Consider the following 14,786-nt stretch of genomic DNA (forward strand, 5'->3'; position numbering starts at 1 on the left):
TTTGCGGGTACTGTTGATCAAGACTTCTTCGCTGGGCGACGTGATTCACGCGTTGCCAGCGTTGACCGATGCGGCGAGGGCGATCCCCGGCATCAAGTTCGACTGGGTGGTGGAAGAAGGTTTCGCCGAGATTCCGACCTGGCACCCGGCCGTGGGCAAGGTGATTCCGGTGGCGATCCGTCGCTGGCGCAAGAACATCTGGCAGACCATCAAGAGTGGCGAGTGGAAGCGCTTCAAGCAAAGCGTTCGCGCGACGAAATACGACTTGGTGATCGATGCTCAGGGCCTGCTGAAAAGTGCGTTGCTGACGCGCTATGCCAAAGCGCCGGTGGCCGGGCTGGACAAGAATTCGGCCCGCGAACCGATCGCCGCGCGCTTCTATTCCCGACGTCTGGCCGTGGCCCGTGGGCAGCACGCGGTTGAGCGAGTGCGTCAGCTGTTCGCGGTGGCCCTGGGTTACGACCTGCCCAAAGGCCTGGGTGATTACGGCCTGAACGTCGAGCGGCTGGTGGAATTGCCGCGCAAGAATCCGTACGTGGTGTTTCTCCACGGCACCACCTGGGACACCAAGCACTGGCCCGAAGCCTATTGGCGCGAGCTGGCCGAGCGGGTGGGTTATCTCGGCGTGGCGGTGAAGCTGCCATGGGGCAACCCGGTCGAAAAAGCCCGCGCCGAGCGCATCGCCAAAGACATGAAACACGTCGAAGTGCTACCCAGGCTGAACCTGGCGGGTGTCGGCAAAGTCCTGGCCGGCGCGCAGGCGTGCGTGGCGGTGGACACCGGCCTCGGTCACCTGGCTGCGGCGCTGGACGTGCCGACCCTGTCGCTGTTCGGCCCGACCAATCCGGGCCTGACCGGCGCCTATGGCAAATCGCAGATTCACATGGCCAGCGACTTCCCTTGCGCACCGTGCCTGCAAAAGAAATGCACCTATCAACCGACGGCCGACGATGCCCGTCGGTTTGACCTGAAACGCGAGTGGCCCCTGTGCTTCACGCGTCTGAATCCCGAGCGTGTCGCGAGCCGACTGAGCACGTTGTTACTGGCTGAGGAGCTGCGCTGATGCAATTGGCATTTGTCCTGTACAAGTACTTTCCCTTTGGCGGCTTGCAGCGTGACTTCATGCGCATCGCCCTTGAATGCCAGCAGCGCGGCCATCAAATTCGTGTCTACACGTTGATCTGGGAAGGCGACATCCCGCCGGGCTTCGAAGTGTTGGTGGCGCCGGTCAAGGCGTTCTTCAATCATCGGCGCAACGAGAAACTCACCGAATGGATGGAGGCCGATCTGGCCAAGCGCCCGGTGGATCGCCTGATCGGTTTTAATAAAATGCCGGGCCTGGACGTTTACTACGCCGCCGACGGCTGCTTCGAAGACAAGGCGCAAAACCTGCGCAACTCGCTGTACCGTCGCTGGGGCCGCTACCGGCACTTCGCCGAGTACGAGCGCGCGGTGTTCGCCAAAGATGCCAAGACCGAAGTGCTGATGATTTCCGAAGTCCAGCAGCCGCTGTTCATCAAGCATTACGACACACCGCTGGAGCGCTTCCATTTGCTGCCACCGGGCATTGCCCAAGACCGTCGTCGCCCCGCGAACGCGGATGAAATTCGCGCCGGGTTCCGCGCCGAATTCAACCTGAAGGACGATGAGCTGCTGCTGGTGCAGATCGGTTCCGGGTTCAAGACCAAAGGCGTGGACCGTAGCCTCAAGGCACTGGCCGCGCTGCCCGCCGAGCTGAAAAAACGCACCCGGCTGTTTGTAATTGGCCAGGACGACCCCAAAGTATTCCAATTGCAGAGCGCCACATTGGGGCTCGGCGACAACGTGCAATTCCTCAAGGGCCGCAGCGATATCCCGCGCTTCCTGCTCGGTGCCGATCTGCTGATCCACCCGGCGTACAACGAAAACACCGGGACGGTATTGCTTGAAGCCCTGGTAGCCGGTTTGCCGGTGTTGGTGAGCGCGGTGTGTGGGTATGCCCATTACATCGCCGAGGCCGACGCGGGTCTGGTGCTGGACGAACCCTTCGATCAGGCGCAACTGACTCAGTACCTGACCGGCATGTTGAACGACACTGATGCACGGGCGGCCTGGAGCCGCAACGGTCTGGCCTTCGCCGAGACGGCCGACCTCTACAGCATGCCGCAGCACGCGGCCGATGTGATTCTGGCGGAGCACGCTTAATGAAGTTGATGCTGGCTGAACCGTTCAAGAGCCTCTGGGCCGGACGCGACCCGTTCGCCGAAGTCGAGGGCCTCAAGGGCGAGGTGTACCGCGAGCTCGAAGCGCGCCGGACACTGCGAACTGAAGTGGACGGCCACGGGTACTTCGTGAAGATCCACCGGGGCATCGGCTGGGGTGAGATTTTCAAGAACCTGCTGACCGCGAAGCTGCCGGTGCTGGGCGCGGGCCAGGAGTGGAAGGCCATTGAGCGCCTGCAAGAAGTCGGCGTGCCGACCATGACTGCCGTCGCTTATGGCGAAAAGGGCAGCAACCCGGCGGATCAGCATTCGTTCATCGTCACTGAAGAATTGGCGCCCACCGTCAGCCTTGAAGATTTCAGCATCGACTGGGTCAAGCACCCGCCGGAGCCAAAGCTCAAGCGCGCGCTGATCGCCGAAGTCGCGCGCATGACCGGCATGATGCACCGCGCCGGGGTCAACCATCGCGACTGCTACATCTGTCACTTCCTGCTGCACACCGATAAGCCGGTGACCTGCGATGACCTCAAGTTGTCGGTGATCGACCTGCACCGCGCCCAGGCCCGCCCGACGATTACCCGGCGCTGGCGCAACAAGGACCTGGCGGCGCTGTATTTTTCGGCGCTGGAGATCGGCCTGACCCGTCGCGACAAACTGCGTTTCCTCAAGGGGTACTTCCAGCAGCCCCTGCGCCAGATACTGGTTGAAGAAGCCGGGTTACTGGCGTGGCTCGAAGGCAAGGCCAACAAGCTCTACGAGCGTAAACAGCGCTACGGGGATGCGCTCTGATGTCGGGTTGGACACTGGAGCCGGCTTACAGCGATCTGGCAGAAGATTTCGGCAGTCTTGATGCGGTGTTTGCCCTCGAGGGCGAGCAACTGACCCATGATCCGCTGTCTGAAGTTATTCGCGTCCAGCGCAAAGGCGTCAACTTTTACGTCAAACGCTACGTCAGTGCCGGCAAAGGCCTGCGGCGCTACCTGGGCAAACCTCGGGTCAAGGCCGAATGGCAGAACCTCAAGCGTTTCGCCAAGTGGGGCATTCCCACCGCAGAGGTTGTGGCCTGGGGGTTGGAGCGGCACGGTGTGACGTACGCCCGTGGGGCAATGATCACCCGCGAACTGCCGCATACCGAAGACTTGTCGGTCCTGGCTAATCGGCATGATCCGAAACTGGCGGACCGCGCCTGGGTTGATACCGTCAGTCGCCAATTGGCCGGTTACACCCGGACCATGCACGACAACCGTTTCACTCATAATGATTTGAAGTGGCGCAACCTGTTGGTCGACGATGAGGCCCGGCTGTTCCTGATCGATTGCCCCAACGGCGATTTCTGGCGCGGCTTCTGGCTCAAATACCGTATCACCAAAGACCTGGCCTGCCTCGACAAGGTCGCCAAGTATCACCTGTCGGCGACCCAGCGCCTGCGCTTTTACCTGCAATACCGCCAATGCGCCCGGCTCGATGCCGCGGACAAGAAACGCATTCGGCACGTGGTGAGATTTTTTGAGGGGCGCGAATGACTGATTTTCTGGCTGCTGAAGACCGCGCGCTGTTCGAGCGTCATGGTCTCGGCACCTTCGACGCGCTTTGGGCCAAACAGCTCGACGCGGTGGACGAGCCCAATACCGGTCGGGGTGGCTGGAGCAGTGTGTTTCGGCTGGATCTGGACGGTCATGGCTACTACCTCAAGCGCCAGAGCAACTACCTGACGCGCTCCCGGCATTCGCCCTTTGGCGAGCCGAGTTTTGCCCGTGAATTTCGCAACATCAGTCGTTATCGGGCGCTGGGTATTCCGGCGCTGCAGGCGGCGTTTTTTGGTGAGCGCAAGGTCGACGGCGAAGTTCGGGCGATTCTGCTGACTCACGCACTGGACGGTTGGGATGATCTGGATTCGCTGTTGCAGCGCTGGTCGGAGCTGAGCGCGATACAGCACTCGGCCATTCTCAAGGCCTGTGGGCAACTGGCGCGACGCCTGCACGGCAGGCGCCAGGTCCACGGTTGCTTCTACCCCAAGCACATTTTTCTTCAGGCCACCGGCGACGGCTATCAGGCGCAATTGATCGACCTGGAAAAAACCCGGCCGCTGTTTTTCGGCCGGCGTGATCGGATCAAGGATCTGGAGCCGCTGCTGCGTCGGGCGCCGGAATGGAGCGACAGCCAGCTGCGCGAATTGTTGGCGGTTTATCTGGATCAGCCGCTGAACAGTTCGCGGGTGGACCGTTGGGTATCGCGCCTGAGTGCGCGGCGCAGTAACAAGGAGACGCGTTGATGCGTTTGTCCGAGCTGAAAAACGCCGGCCGCAGCCCGAGCCTGCCGCTGAGTATTCCACTGGCCGATGCCGCGGGGCCTGCCGATTTGCAGTTGCTGAGTCTGCTGCGGGTGTTGCCGGGACAGCGTTATGTTGGGGCTGGCGTCTGGCGCGGCCGGCCGGTGCTGGCCAAGTTGTTGGTCGGTGGCAAAGCGGCGCGGCATTTTCAACGCGAACTGGACGGTGTGCGTTTGCTGGCCGCTCAGGGGCTGACCACGCCGTTGTTATTGGCCGATGGCCTCAAGGACGGCGAGGGCGGTTGGCTGTTGTTCGATTTCCTTGAGGGTGCCGAGAGCCTGGGGGATGCCTGGAAGCAGGTCGAACACTTACCCGCATTGGCGGATGAACAATCCGCGGTGCTGGCTGAGGCGTTGGGCGCCATCGGCCAACTGCACAGCAAAGGCCTGTGGCAGGAAGACCTGCACCTGGACAACCTGCTGCGCCATGGCGGTCAGTTGTATTTGATCGATGGCGCCGGGATCTGCGTCGAGACGGCGGGCAAGCCGCTGTCGCAACAAAAAGTCCTGGAAAACCTCGGGGTGTTCTTCGCCCAGTTGCCCAAAGTGCTGGAACCCTTCACCGAAGAGTTGCTGGTGTATTACCTGCTGAGTAATGGCGAACACGCGTTGCCGATGGAGGCGTTGCAAAAACAGATCGACAAGGTCCGTCGCTGGCGTTTGAAGGACTTTCTGATCAAGGTCGGCCGCGAATGCACGCTGTTCAGCGTCCAGCGTGGTGCGTTCGGCTTGCGGGCGATTCGCCGTGAGGAAGAGGCGGCGATGCTGCCGGTGCTGGCACAGGCCGACGCCTTGCTCGATCAGGGGCATCTGTACAAGACCGGCGGCGCGGCGAGCGTCGGCAAGGTCGAGGTGGCCGGGCGCACATTGGTGGTCAAGCGTTACAACATCAAAGGCTTTACCCACTGGCTCAAGCGTTTCTGGCGCCCGAGCCGCGCCTGGCACTCATGGCGCGAAGGCAATCGCCTGGCGTTCCTCGGTATTGCCACGCCAAAACCATTGGCGTTGCTGGAGAAGCGTTTTCTCTGGCTGCGCAGCCGGGCGTACCTGGTGACCGAGTATTTGCCGGGGCCGGACATCATCGAGCGCTTCGCGCCGTACGTTGAGAGCGGGGACGCGCCAGAGGCTGAGCTGCAGGCTCTGGATTACCTGTTCGCCGAGCTGATTGGCGAGCGGATCAGCCATGGCGATTTCAAGGGCCATAACCTGTTCTGGCAACAGGATCGCTGGGCGCTGATCGACCTGGATTCGATGTGTCAGCATGGTTCGCTCAGCAGCTTTGCCCCCGCGTATGCGCGGGATAGGGCGCGGTTCATGCGCAACTGGCCCGAGAGCAGTGCGCTGTACCAAGTGATTGATCAGCGTCTGCCCAAAGATATTTCTAGCGCTGCTTGAAGCGGGTCTTCGACGCCATCGCGGGCTTGCCCGCGATGGCGCCAGATCAGTCTCCCGAGAACTGGCGGACAAGTTCTTGTGAATTGTCCTACATGATCTGCAGAACCCATGAACTGTGCCCTGAATAGCCGCGATGCTAGTTTGCCTGACGTTCTCGGAGGGCAGATTTTGACGATAAAAATGGCTGTGATGTTGAGCTCTTTTTCACTGGCGCTGTCTGGCTGCGGGACCGCTGTCACGGTGCTGCAGGATGACGAAGACGCCGCTCGTGGCCTCAGAAAGCAAAAGACCTACTGTCAGTCCATTCCTCGCATCTACAGCGGTCTGGCTCACGACTTTTGTCTCCTGCACGCGCCGCCCGATCCCACGGGTATTCTGGTGCCGTTCGTATTGCTGGACTTGACCCTTTCGGGTGTATTCGACACGGTTTTCTTGCCCTATACGATTTACCGGCAAGCTGCCGACGGAAACATCAGGATTTACTGGCGGCCGGGTCGCGGATGAGCAAAGGCGAACGCTTGGGCTCGACGTCATCTTCACGGCGCCGATAAGGGCAGGGTCATTCCCGCCACGTTTACGCTATAATCCCGCCCTTTAGCTGTCTCTCGCCCCTTGCGAGGGCACATTAATTTTTGAGGCGCGTTGCGCCTGCATGCAGACTAAAGAGGCTAGACCCCTGTGGCATTGACGATTCTTGGCCTGTCCGGCGCCCTTAGCCATGATCCTTCCGCAGCCTTGTACATCGACGGCAAGCTGGTCGCGGCGGCTGAAGAAGAGCGTTTCGTGCGCGATAAACATGCAAAGAACCGCATGCCTTACGAATCGGCGAAATTCTGCCTCGAGCAGGCGGGCATCAAGCCATCCGACGTTGACGTGGTGGCGATTCCATTCGCGCCGATCAGCCTGTTCGGCAAGGCTCGCTGGCACTACGCCAAGCGCTACTGGTACGCCCCGGACCGCGCCCTCGACGCGATCCTGATGGGTAACCGTCGCTACAAGCGCTATCGCAACAAGATTGTCTGGTGCCTCGAGCAATTGGGTTTCGATCCGAAAAAGATCAAGATCGAGCCGGTCGAGCACCACTTGGCCCACGCCTCCAGCGCCTACCACTGCTCCGGTTTCAAAGAGAAAACCGCGATCCTGGGGATTGACGGCAAGGGCGAGTACGCCACGACTTTCTTCGGTTATGGCGAAAACGGCAAGATCCACAAGATCAAGGAATTCTTCGATCCGGACTCCCTCGGCGGCCTTTACGGCGCGATCACCGAGTTCCTCGGCTTCGAGATGCTCGACGGTGAGTTCAAGGTCATGGGCATGGCGCCGTACGGCGACGCCAGCAAATACGATTTTTCGCGCCTGGCCTCGTTCGAAAACGGCGAACTGGTGATCAACACCGACTACGCCAACGTCATCGGTCTGCGTCGTTATAAAGAGAAGGGCAAGGGTTTCTACTTCTCGCCGAAGCTGATCGAGTGGCTGGGGCCGAAACGTGAAGGCGACATCGCCGACGAACCCTACATTCACTACGCCGCGAGCATGCAAGCGCTGTTCGAGAAACTGGCGTTGCAGATGATCGACCATTACCTGGGCGATGTGCTCAAGGAAACCGGCAAGCTGGCCTTCGCCGGTGGTTGTGCGTTGAACGTCAAGCTGAACCAGAAGATCATTGCCCGCGACGACATCAAAGAACTGTTCGTCCAGCCTGCGTCCGGCGATGCCGGTACCGCGGTGGGTGCAGCGGCTTATGTGTCTCATGCCCGTGGTGTACCGGTCGAGAAGATGGAACACGTCTACCTCGGTCCGTCCTACAGCAATGAAGACGTGATCGCGGCCTGCGCCCGTCATGCCGACAAGCCAAAGTGGCGCAAGCTCGACAATATGCCGGAGCAGATCGCCAAAATCATGGTCGATGGCAACCCGGTGGCCTGGTTCCAGGGTCGCATGGAGTTCGGTCCGCGTGCCTTGGGCGGTCGTTCGATCATTGGCTGTCCGAGCGTGGCCGGCGTGGCGGACCGTATCAACCATCAGATCAAGTTCCGCGAGCGCTGGAGGCCTTTCTGCCCGTCGATGCTCGACACCGTTGCGCCGCAAATGATCAAGATCGATCACCCTGCACCGTTCATGACCTTCACCTTCGAAGTGGCTGAAGAGTGGAAAACCCGCGTGCCGGAAGTCGTCCATGAAGACGGCACGTCCCGGGCCCAGGTGCTCAAGCGCGAATACAACCCGCGCTACTACGACATGATGAAGGCGTTGGAAGTACTGACCGGCAACGGTGTGTCGCTGAATACTTCGCTCAACCGTCGTGGCGAGCCGATGATCTGCTCGCCGACCGACGCCTTGAACATGTTCTTCGGTTCCGACCTGCAGTATCTGATCATGGAAGACATTCTGGTGGTCAAAGAAGGTGCGGACGCTTATGACTCGCTCGGCTGAACGCCATGTGCTGCAGTTCTGTCACGGCTATGACGGGCCGTTTCTGGACTGCGCCCGGCAGTACGCCAGCCTGTTCGCGGGGACCGGTTATCGCGTGACCACGGTGTTCCTGACCGGTGCTGCAGATAGTCAAGTCGCCGCGAACTGTGCGTCCGACGAGGTGCTGTTCATGGAGTACAGCTCCAAGGCCATTCGTGGCCTGAAGCTGGGCGCCATCGGCGATCTGCGCAAGATCGCCGCGTCGCGCAACTTCAGTTTCTGCATCGCTCACCGTTTCAAACCGATCTACATCGCCCTGCTCGGCACTTCGTTGCCGGTGATTGGCGTGCATCACGCGTTTGGTGATTACCAGCGCCGCACCCGCAAACTGTTCGCGCATATTTTCCGCAAACGCCTGAGCCTGCTCGGCGTCTCCGATGCGGTGCGTGACGACATGCGCCGTTGCTTGCCGAAATGGCCGCAGGCGCGGATTCAGACGCTCTATAACCGGATTGATGTACAGGCGTTACAGGCCAGTCAGGTGTCGGTTCGCGAGGCCCGGGAAACCCTCGGTCTGTCGATGGATGCCTGGATTGTCGGCAACGTCGGGCGCCTGCATCCGGACAAGGATCAGACTACGTTGTTGCATGGTTTTGCCACGGCATTGCCGGGGTTGCCGGCCAACAGTCAGCTGGTGATTCTGGGCAGCGGTCGGCTGGAGCAGGACCTCAAGGCCCTGGCGCGTGAACTGGGTATTGGCGATCGCGTGCTGTTCCTCGGCCAGGTGCCCGAGGCGCGTCGCTACTTCCGTGCTTTCGATGTGTTTGCCTTGAGTTCCGATCATGAACCGTTCGGCATGGTATTGCTGGAGGCCATGGCCGCCGGTGTGCCGTTGCTCGCCACCGCGTGTGGTGGCGCCAGGGAAGTGGTCGAAGGTGTGGGCATTCTATTTCCGCTGGGCGATGCCGGGCACCTGGCTCAAGGGCTGCAACATCTGGCCGCGATGGACGAGCAGCAACGCCGCCAGTGCGCCGAGCTGATGTTCGACCGCTTGCGTGAGCGCTTCTCCGATCGCGCGGTGCGCGATGCTTTCTGGCATTTGCCGCACGTTACCGAACTGGCACCGAGGGGCTGATGCTCAACCGATTTCAAGGCTGGCGCGAGCGTGGCTGGGTGCAGGTCGACGCCTCGACTTATGCACAAACCTGGCAGCGTTTTGGCGGCAGCGTCGCGACTCATCCTCTGGTAGTCGAACGTCTGGCACATTTGGCCGACATCCCGGTGCGTTACCTGGCTTGGGAGCAGGACGGCGAAGTGAAAGCCGCCATCCCGACCTGGGGGCGCGACCTGGCGCTGTCCAAGGACGTGCTCAAGCGCACGGGTAAAAAAGGCCTGTTCGACCTCGGCAATGCCGAACTGATCCTGCCGGCCGCCGCCGATGCCCAGGCACCGCTGCGCCATCGGGGGCGTTACCTGTCGGCGCTGAGCGAAGGTCGTTTTACCGGTATCAAGCTGCAGACAGAACAACTGGCGCTGGCCCGTACGCCTGAAGAATTGTCGAAAAAGTTTCGCTACAACCAGCGCCGCGAGTTGCGTCTGCTGGAAGAGGCGGGCGGCGTGGTGCGGCCGGTTACCGAGTTTTCCAGCAGTGAGCTGGCGGCGATCTATTGCGACCTGTTCCAGCGTCGCTGGGGCTTTCCGGCCACCGGTGCCGAGCGCATGGGCGAGGTGATCGAGTTGTTGCGCGAGTTGCTGATCGGCTCGGTGATTTTCCTCAACGACGCACCGATTGCGACTCAACTGGTGTACCGCGTCGAGGCGCCGGAATGGATCAGCATCGAATACGTCAACGGCGGTGTCGATCCCGAGACCCGCGAATTCAGCCCGGGCAGCGTGCTGAGCTTCCTCAACACCCAAAGCGCCTGGGAACATGCACGCGCGTTGGATAAACCCCTACGGTTTTCCTTTGGTCGAACCGACCGTGAGTACAAGGACCGTTGGTGCAATTCTGTGCCGGTCTTCACGGTATGAGCCAACCCATGAGTCGCAAACAGCAACTGCTCAAGCGCCATCGGCGCAACAAACGCATCGGCCTGTTGATTGCGTTGATGCTGCTGATTGCGATCGGCGTGCTGGTGGCCTGGTGGCTGCCGCTGGTGCTTGCGGTGCTGGGCTGGATCGCCCACGAGGCGTGGTTTGCCGACCATCTGTTTTATTCCCCCCAAGACGATTATCAATACAGCTTCCCGCCGTATACCCCGCAACCCAAGATTCATCTGGACGGTGAACGGTTACGGCTGGATGAGGGCGTCATGCTGGTCGATGACGCCACGCTGATACTGGCGCTGCGGGTGAAAAGTACTTGGCTGGGGCGCTTTATCGATCCGGTGGTCGAGTTGCTGGGGGGGGATAACCCCGACCGGCAAACCTTCGAGCGCGGTGTAAACGGCCTGCGTTACCTCAATCTCAGTGGTCAGGCAAACGTGTTGTCGCAAGGCGAGTTGCGTCTGCGCGGGCGTTTCTGTCGGTTGCTCGGCGAGCCTGTGCTCTGGGCGTTCGAGCAACCGGACTACCGCCGTCAGCGAGTGATGGTGATTGCACCCCATGCCGACGACGCTGAATTGGCCGCATACGGTTTGTACAGCCAGGCCGACGAAGCCTGGATCGTCACCCTGACCGCCGGTGAAATTGAAGCCGAACATTATCAACAGATGGGTCTGAACACGGTCGAGGCGGCTCGTCTCAAAGGCCGTTTGCGGGCCTGGGATAGCATCGCCGTACCGCGCTGGGCCGGGGTGCCTGAGGCCCATTGCGTGCAGTTGGGGTATTTTTGCCTGCAACTGGCGGCGATGCAGGCCGCGCCGGCCACACCGGTGGGTTCGCGCGAAGCGGATTTGGGAGACACCCGGTTATTTCGTCAGTTGAATCCATTTGCCCTGCCGGGCGATGTCGATGGTGCGCCGACCTGGAATAATTTACTGGCCGATCTGCGTGAACTGTTGCTGAGGGCGCGTCCGCAAGTGATCGTATTGCCGCACCCGTCCCTCGACCCGCACCCGGATCACATCTGTGCCCAGGCAGCGGTTCTCGAAGCGTTGAGCGGGCTGGAGTGGCAGCCGACCACCGTGCTTGGCTATGCCAACCATCTGCATGACAATGATCGTTGGCCTATGGGGGATGCGGGTCATGGCATCGCCCTGCCACCGGCGTTCGATTCGACAACGCCGATGCAGCCCTGCTGTCTGCGAATGCCTTTGGCGCGTCAGCGTGATAAAGCAATGGCGTTGGGCATGATGCACGACCTGCAACCGCCCATGCCGTTCAAGCGACGTTTACGACGGTTGATACAGTGGCTTCTGGCCAGTAGAGTGCCACCCGTCTATGGCGAGAACGAGTTCTTTCGCAAGGCGGTCAGGCAGCATGAGTTGTTCTGGGTTCTGAAGCATGGTGAAACATCTGTTAGGCAGAAATGAAGTATCGCGCGGCCTAGCATGGCGGCGTATCCACGCAGCAGTGAGTATTTCTGTGATCAATCCATGCCCGCGCATCCTGTTCCTGATTCCGTATTTCGGTCATTGGCCGTTCTGGATGCCGTTTTTCCTCGAGAGTTGCCGACGCAACGCTGATATCGACTGGTTGCTGTTCAGTGATTGCGGTACTCCTGAGAACCTGCCGCCCAACGTGACTGTTGAAGCCATGAGTTTCAGCGAGTACTGCGCGCTGGTGTCACAGCGGCTGAATATCGACTTTGTGCCGGACGCGCCTTATAAGCTCTGCGACATCAAGCCTGCCCTGGGGCATATTCATGTCGACCGCCTGCAAGGCTATGATTTCTGGGCGTTCGGCGATATTGATCTGGTATTTGGTGACCTGCGAAGTTATTTCACCGCTGATCGGTTGGCCAGTTATGACCTGTTCTCTACCCACGAGCGGCGGGTGGCAGGCCATCTCTGTCTGATGCGCAACACTGCCCGCAAACGTGAGTTGTTCATGCAGATCAAGGACTGGCGAACACGCTTTACCGATCAGGCGCATCACGCGCTGGATGAAGGCGCATTCAGTCGGATCTTCCTCTGGCGCAAGAATTTTCCCGAGCCACTGTTCTCTCTGTTGGGCAAGCTCAATTCGTGGCGTCGCCGCAGCGAATTCATCGAGGCGTTCAGTACGCCGGGCGGTTGCATCAAGTGGCACGACGGCACGGATGATTTTCCGCAGCACTGGTATTGGCGCAATGGCTGTTTGAGTAACGATCGCGATGGCGACCGCCGGTATCCGTATTTCCACTTCGTCTGCTGGAAACGCAACGAATGGTCACGGTTGCCCCCACCCGATCCAGCCGAGATCAGGCGCCTCGCCGCCGAGCCGGCATGGGTCATCGATGCGACTGGTTTTCACCGGGGAGAGTTATGAGTCAACGGTCAAAGGTTCTGCAGTTGCAGCCTGACTACAACGTCAAAGCCCATGATTTTGCCGACCTCGCGGAGCAGATCGTCAAGGCCCTGCCGAGCGATCGCTATGAAGTGACCGCGGCGTTCCTGCGTGGCAAGCCCGGGCCTGGCGAGGCCGTAAGTCGCGCCGACCGTTCGGTGTATTTCGAGTTTTCCGACAAGTCCCTCAAGGGCATGCGCCTGCGCGCCATGTGGCAGTTGTACAAGTTTTGCCGCGCAGAAAAATTCGACGTGGTGATTTGCAATCGCTTCAAACCGGTAAACATGATGCTGGCGCTCAACCGTTGGTTGAAAGTACCGCTGTGCATCGGCATCTCCCACGGTTTTGGCGAGTACGACCGGTTTTACCGGCGCCGCCAGACCCAACGCCTGATCGATCGCCATTGGCGCTTTGTCGGCGTGTCGCCAGCGGTCAAACAGTACCTGCTCGATTGCGACTGCGGCTTTACCGACCAGAATACCTACGCGATCACCAACGCCATCGACATCGAGCAGGCTGAAGGTTTGCAGCACAGCCGCGAGCGTGCTCGCGAGTTATTGGGCATCGAACCGTCGGTGCGCTTGATCGGTGCATTGGGCCGGCTGGTGCCGGTCAAGGGCCACACCTACCTGCTGCAGGCCTTTGCCACCCTCAAGGACAAATACCCGAACACCCAACTGGCAATCATTGGTGCGGGGCGTGAAGAGTCGCGCCTGGCCGCCGAGATCGAGCGCCTTGGGCTGACCGGTCGTGCGCATTTGCTGGGTTTCAAGGAAAACGCCTTGCAGTATGTTCGGGCGTTCGACATCTGGACCATGCCGTCCTTGGCTGAAGGCCTGGGGCTGGCATTGCTCGAGGGCATGAGCGGGCACCTGCCGGTAATCGCCTCGAACGTACCGGCCATGTTGCCGCTGATTCAGGGCGCGGGCGGTCTGGCAATTACCCCGGCGGACGTGCCGACGCTGGTCGCAGCGCTGGAGAACTACCTGGGGCTGTCGGATGACGAGCTCAAGGCCAAGGGTGAACAGGCCTACCGCTATCTCCAGGAGCAACACGACATCGAGGTATTCCGCCAGGAGTACCTGAACCTGATCGACTCCGGCTTGAGTCAAGCCCGCAGGGAGCAACCATGAACGACGTGCAACCTCTCGTCACGGTCATCATCGCGTCGTACAACCACGGTCGCTATATCGAGGAAAGCATCCTCAGCGTCCTCACCCAGACCTACAAGAATATCGAGTTGCTGGTCATCGATGACGGCTCCAGCGATGACAGCGTCGAGCGCATCAATGCCTTGCAGGCGCAGCACGATTTCGATTTCCGGGTCCAGCAGAACCAGGGGCTGACCAACACCCTCAACGGCGCCATTGCGCGCTCAAAGGGCAGTTTGATCGTGCCGTTCGGGTCCGATGACATCATGTTGCCGGAGCGCATCGCCACCCAGGTGGCGTATATGGATGGCAAGCCCGAGGTCGGGATCTGCGCCGGCAACATCGAACTGATCGACGCCGACGGCAATCTCTATCCGGAGAATCGTCAGCGTCGCGATGTGCCGTTCCGTCGCCTGGACTTCGATGACATGTTCCTGGAGCGCAAGCCTTATCCGCCGGCGCCGACCCTGATGATTCGCCGTGAAGCGCTGGACAAGGTAGGCGGCTTCGATCCGAACATTCGCCTGGAGGACTTGCTGATCGAGTTGAAGGTGACCCGCGCCGGCTACTTCATCGATGGCCTGAATGTGCTGATGGCGCGCTATCGCAAGCACGCCACCAACTCCTACAAGAATAACCGCTTCATGATCGACAACATCCTGCGCTCCTACGCGCTGTTCAGCGATCATCCGCTGTACGACGAGGTGCGCTACAAATTCCTCAGCTCGATGTTCCTGAAAACCTCCAATCGCGACCGCAAGCTGGCGCGCGAACTGTTGGCGCAGATACCGTTCAAGGCCTGGAACAAGAAGACCTGGCGCGGCCTGGGGCGGCTGTATTTCTCACCGCTGGAAAAAGACTGAGCCCA

General features: G+C 60.3%; 14 protein-coding genes. All 14 read left to right on the forward strand.

Features of this window, described 5'->3' with window-relative positions; genetic code table 11:
- The first annotated feature begins 1 nt into the window (after window position 1).
- The 14 genes from waaC to AC1DQM_RS20685 all read left to right on the forward strand — a co-directional run bounded on the left by waaC (window position 2) and on the right by AC1DQM_RS20685 (window position 14,781).
- Window positions 2–1,063, forward strand: a complete 1,062-nt coding sequence (waaC, locus tag AC1DQM_RS20620; protein WP_007939663.1) for a lipopolysaccharide heptosyltransferase I — start codon at window positions 2–4, stop codon at window positions 1,061–1,063.
- The gene (locus AC1DQM_RS20625) at window positions 1,063–2,184 is read left to right on the forward strand and encodes a glycosyltransferase family 4 protein (RefSeq protein WP_018928558.1); all 1,122 of its coding nucleotides are present in this window, start codon (window positions 1,063–1,065) and stop codon (window positions 2,182–2,184) included. Before waaC ends, AC1DQM_RS20625 begins: the two co-directional genes overlap by 1 nt.
- Window positions 2,184–2,990, forward strand: coding sequence for a lipopolysaccharide core heptose(I) kinase RfaP (gene rfaP / locus AC1DQM_RS20630; protein WP_019582161.1), 807 nt, complete (start codon window positions 2,184–2,186; stop codon window positions 2,988–2,990). The genes AC1DQM_RS20625 and rfaP overlap by 1 nt, the downstream gene beginning before the upstream one ends.
- A complete protein-coding gene (locus AC1DQM_RS20635; protein WP_477744212.1) occupies window positions 2,990–3,724 on the forward strand; it encodes a lipopolysaccharide kinase InaA family protein in 735 nt (244 codons plus the stop codon). The genes rfaP and AC1DQM_RS20635 overlap by 1 nt, the downstream gene beginning before the upstream one ends.
- Window positions 3,721–4,473 carry a lipopolysaccharide kinase InaA family protein gene (locus AC1DQM_RS20640; RefSeq protein ID WP_064615984.1) on the forward strand — a complete coding sequence of 251 codons (753 nt, stop codon included), beginning with the start codon at window positions 3,721–3,723 and terminating at the stop codon, window positions 4,471–4,473. Before AC1DQM_RS20635 ends, AC1DQM_RS20640 begins: the two co-directional genes overlap by 4 nt.
- The gene (locus tag AC1DQM_RS20645) at window positions 4,473–5,924 is read left to right on the forward strand and encodes a lipopolysaccharide kinase InaA family protein (RefSeq protein WP_064615985.1); all 1,452 of its coding nucleotides are present in this window, start codon (window positions 4,473–4,475) and stop codon (window positions 5,922–5,924) included. Before AC1DQM_RS20640 ends, AC1DQM_RS20645 begins: the two co-directional genes overlap by 1 nt.
- A 168-nt stretch (window positions 5,925–6,092) precedes the next feature.
- Window positions 6,093–6,428, forward strand: coding sequence for a YceK/YidQ family lipoprotein (locus AC1DQM_RS20650; protein WP_081626544.1), 336 nt, complete (start codon window positions 6,093–6,095; stop codon window positions 6,426–6,428).
- Window positions 6,429–6,602: 174 nt separating this feature from the next.
- The gene (locus AC1DQM_RS20655) at window positions 6,603–8,360 is read left to right on the forward strand and encodes a carbamoyltransferase family protein (RefSeq protein ID WP_018928552.1); all 1,758 of its coding nucleotides are present in this window, start codon (window positions 6,603–6,605) and stop codon (window positions 8,358–8,360) included.
- Window positions 8,344–9,474, forward strand: a complete 1,131-nt coding sequence (locus tag AC1DQM_RS20660; protein WP_018928551.1) for a glycosyltransferase — start codon at window positions 8,344–8,346, stop codon at window positions 9,472–9,474. The genes AC1DQM_RS20655 and AC1DQM_RS20660 overlap by 17 nt, the downstream gene beginning before the upstream one ends.
- A complete protein-coding gene (locus AC1DQM_RS20665; protein ID WP_111453898.1) occupies window positions 9,474–10,370 on the forward strand; it encodes an antimicrobial resistance protein Mig-14 in 897 nt (298 codons plus the stop codon). Before AC1DQM_RS20660 ends, AC1DQM_RS20665 begins: the two co-directional genes overlap by 1 nt.
- A gap of 8 nt (window positions 10,371–10,378) precedes the next feature.
- The gene (locus tag AC1DQM_RS20670; protein ID WP_064615988.1) at window positions 10,379–11,812 is read left to right on the forward strand and encodes a PIG-L deacetylase family protein; all 1,434 of its coding nucleotides are present in this window, start codon (window positions 10,379–10,381) and stop codon (window positions 11,810–11,812) included.
- Window positions 11,813–11,864: 52 nt separating this feature from the next.
- The gene (locus tag AC1DQM_RS20675; protein WP_477746770.1) at window positions 11,865–12,749 is read left to right on the forward strand and encodes a DUF6625 family protein; all 885 of its coding nucleotides are present in this window, start codon (window positions 11,865–11,867) and stop codon (window positions 12,747–12,749) included.
- Window positions 12,746–13,900, forward strand: a complete 1,155-nt coding sequence (locus tag AC1DQM_RS20680; protein ID WP_064615990.1) for a glycosyltransferase family 4 protein — start codon at window positions 12,746–12,748, stop codon at window positions 13,898–13,900. The genes AC1DQM_RS20675 and AC1DQM_RS20680 overlap by 4 nt, the downstream gene beginning before the upstream one ends.
- A complete protein-coding gene (locus AC1DQM_RS20685) occupies window positions 13,897–14,781 on the forward strand; it encodes a glycosyltransferase (protein ID WP_064615991.1) in 885 nt (294 codons plus the stop codon). Before AC1DQM_RS20680 ends, AC1DQM_RS20685 begins: the two co-directional genes overlap by 4 nt.
- Window positions 14,782–14,786: the final 5 nt, after the last annotated feature.

Source organism: Pseudomonas sp. 01L34, assembly GCF_056400265.1.

Excerpts from the sequence above, each read along its gene's own strand:
- AC1DQM_RS20625 (WP_018928558.1), top strand. The coding sequence starts at position 1,063 with ATGCAATTGGCATTTGTCCTGTACAAGTACTTTCCCTTTGGCGGCTTG.
- rfaP (WP_019582161.1), top strand. The coding sequence starts at position 2,184 with ATGAAGTTGATGCTGGCTGAACCGTTCAAGAGCCTCTGGGCCGGACGC.
- AC1DQM_RS20635 (WP_477744212.1), top strand. The coding sequence starts at position 2,990 with ATGTCGGGTTGGACACTGGAGCCGGCTTACAGCGATCTGGCAGAAGAT.
- AC1DQM_RS20640 (WP_064615984.1), top strand. The coding sequence starts at position 3,721 with ATGACTGATTTTCTGGCTGCTGAAGACCGCGCGCTGTTCGAGCGTCAT.
- AC1DQM_RS20645 (WP_064615985.1), top strand. The coding sequence starts at position 4,473 with ATGCGTTTGTCCGAGCTGAAAAACGCCGGCCGCAGCCCGAGCCTGCCG.
- AC1DQM_RS20660 (WP_018928551.1), top strand. The coding sequence starts at position 8,344 with ATGACTCGCTCGGCTGAACGCCATGTGCTGCAGTTCTGTCACGGCTAT.
- AC1DQM_RS20665 (WP_111453898.1), top strand. The coding sequence starts at position 9,474 with ATGCTCAACCGATTTCAAGGCTGGCGCGAGCGTGGCTGGGTGCAGGTC.
- AC1DQM_RS20670 (WP_064615988.1), top strand. The coding sequence starts at position 10,379 with ATGAGTCGCAAACAGCAACTGCTCAAGCGCCATCGGCGCAACAAACGC.
- AC1DQM_RS20680 (WP_064615990.1), top strand. The coding sequence starts at position 12,746 with ATGAGTCAACGGTCAAAGGTTCTGCAGTTGCAGCCTGACTACAACGTC.
- AC1DQM_RS20685 (WP_064615991.1), top strand. The coding sequence starts at position 13,897 with ATGAACGACGTGCAACCTCTCGTCACGGTCATCATCGCGTCGTACAAC.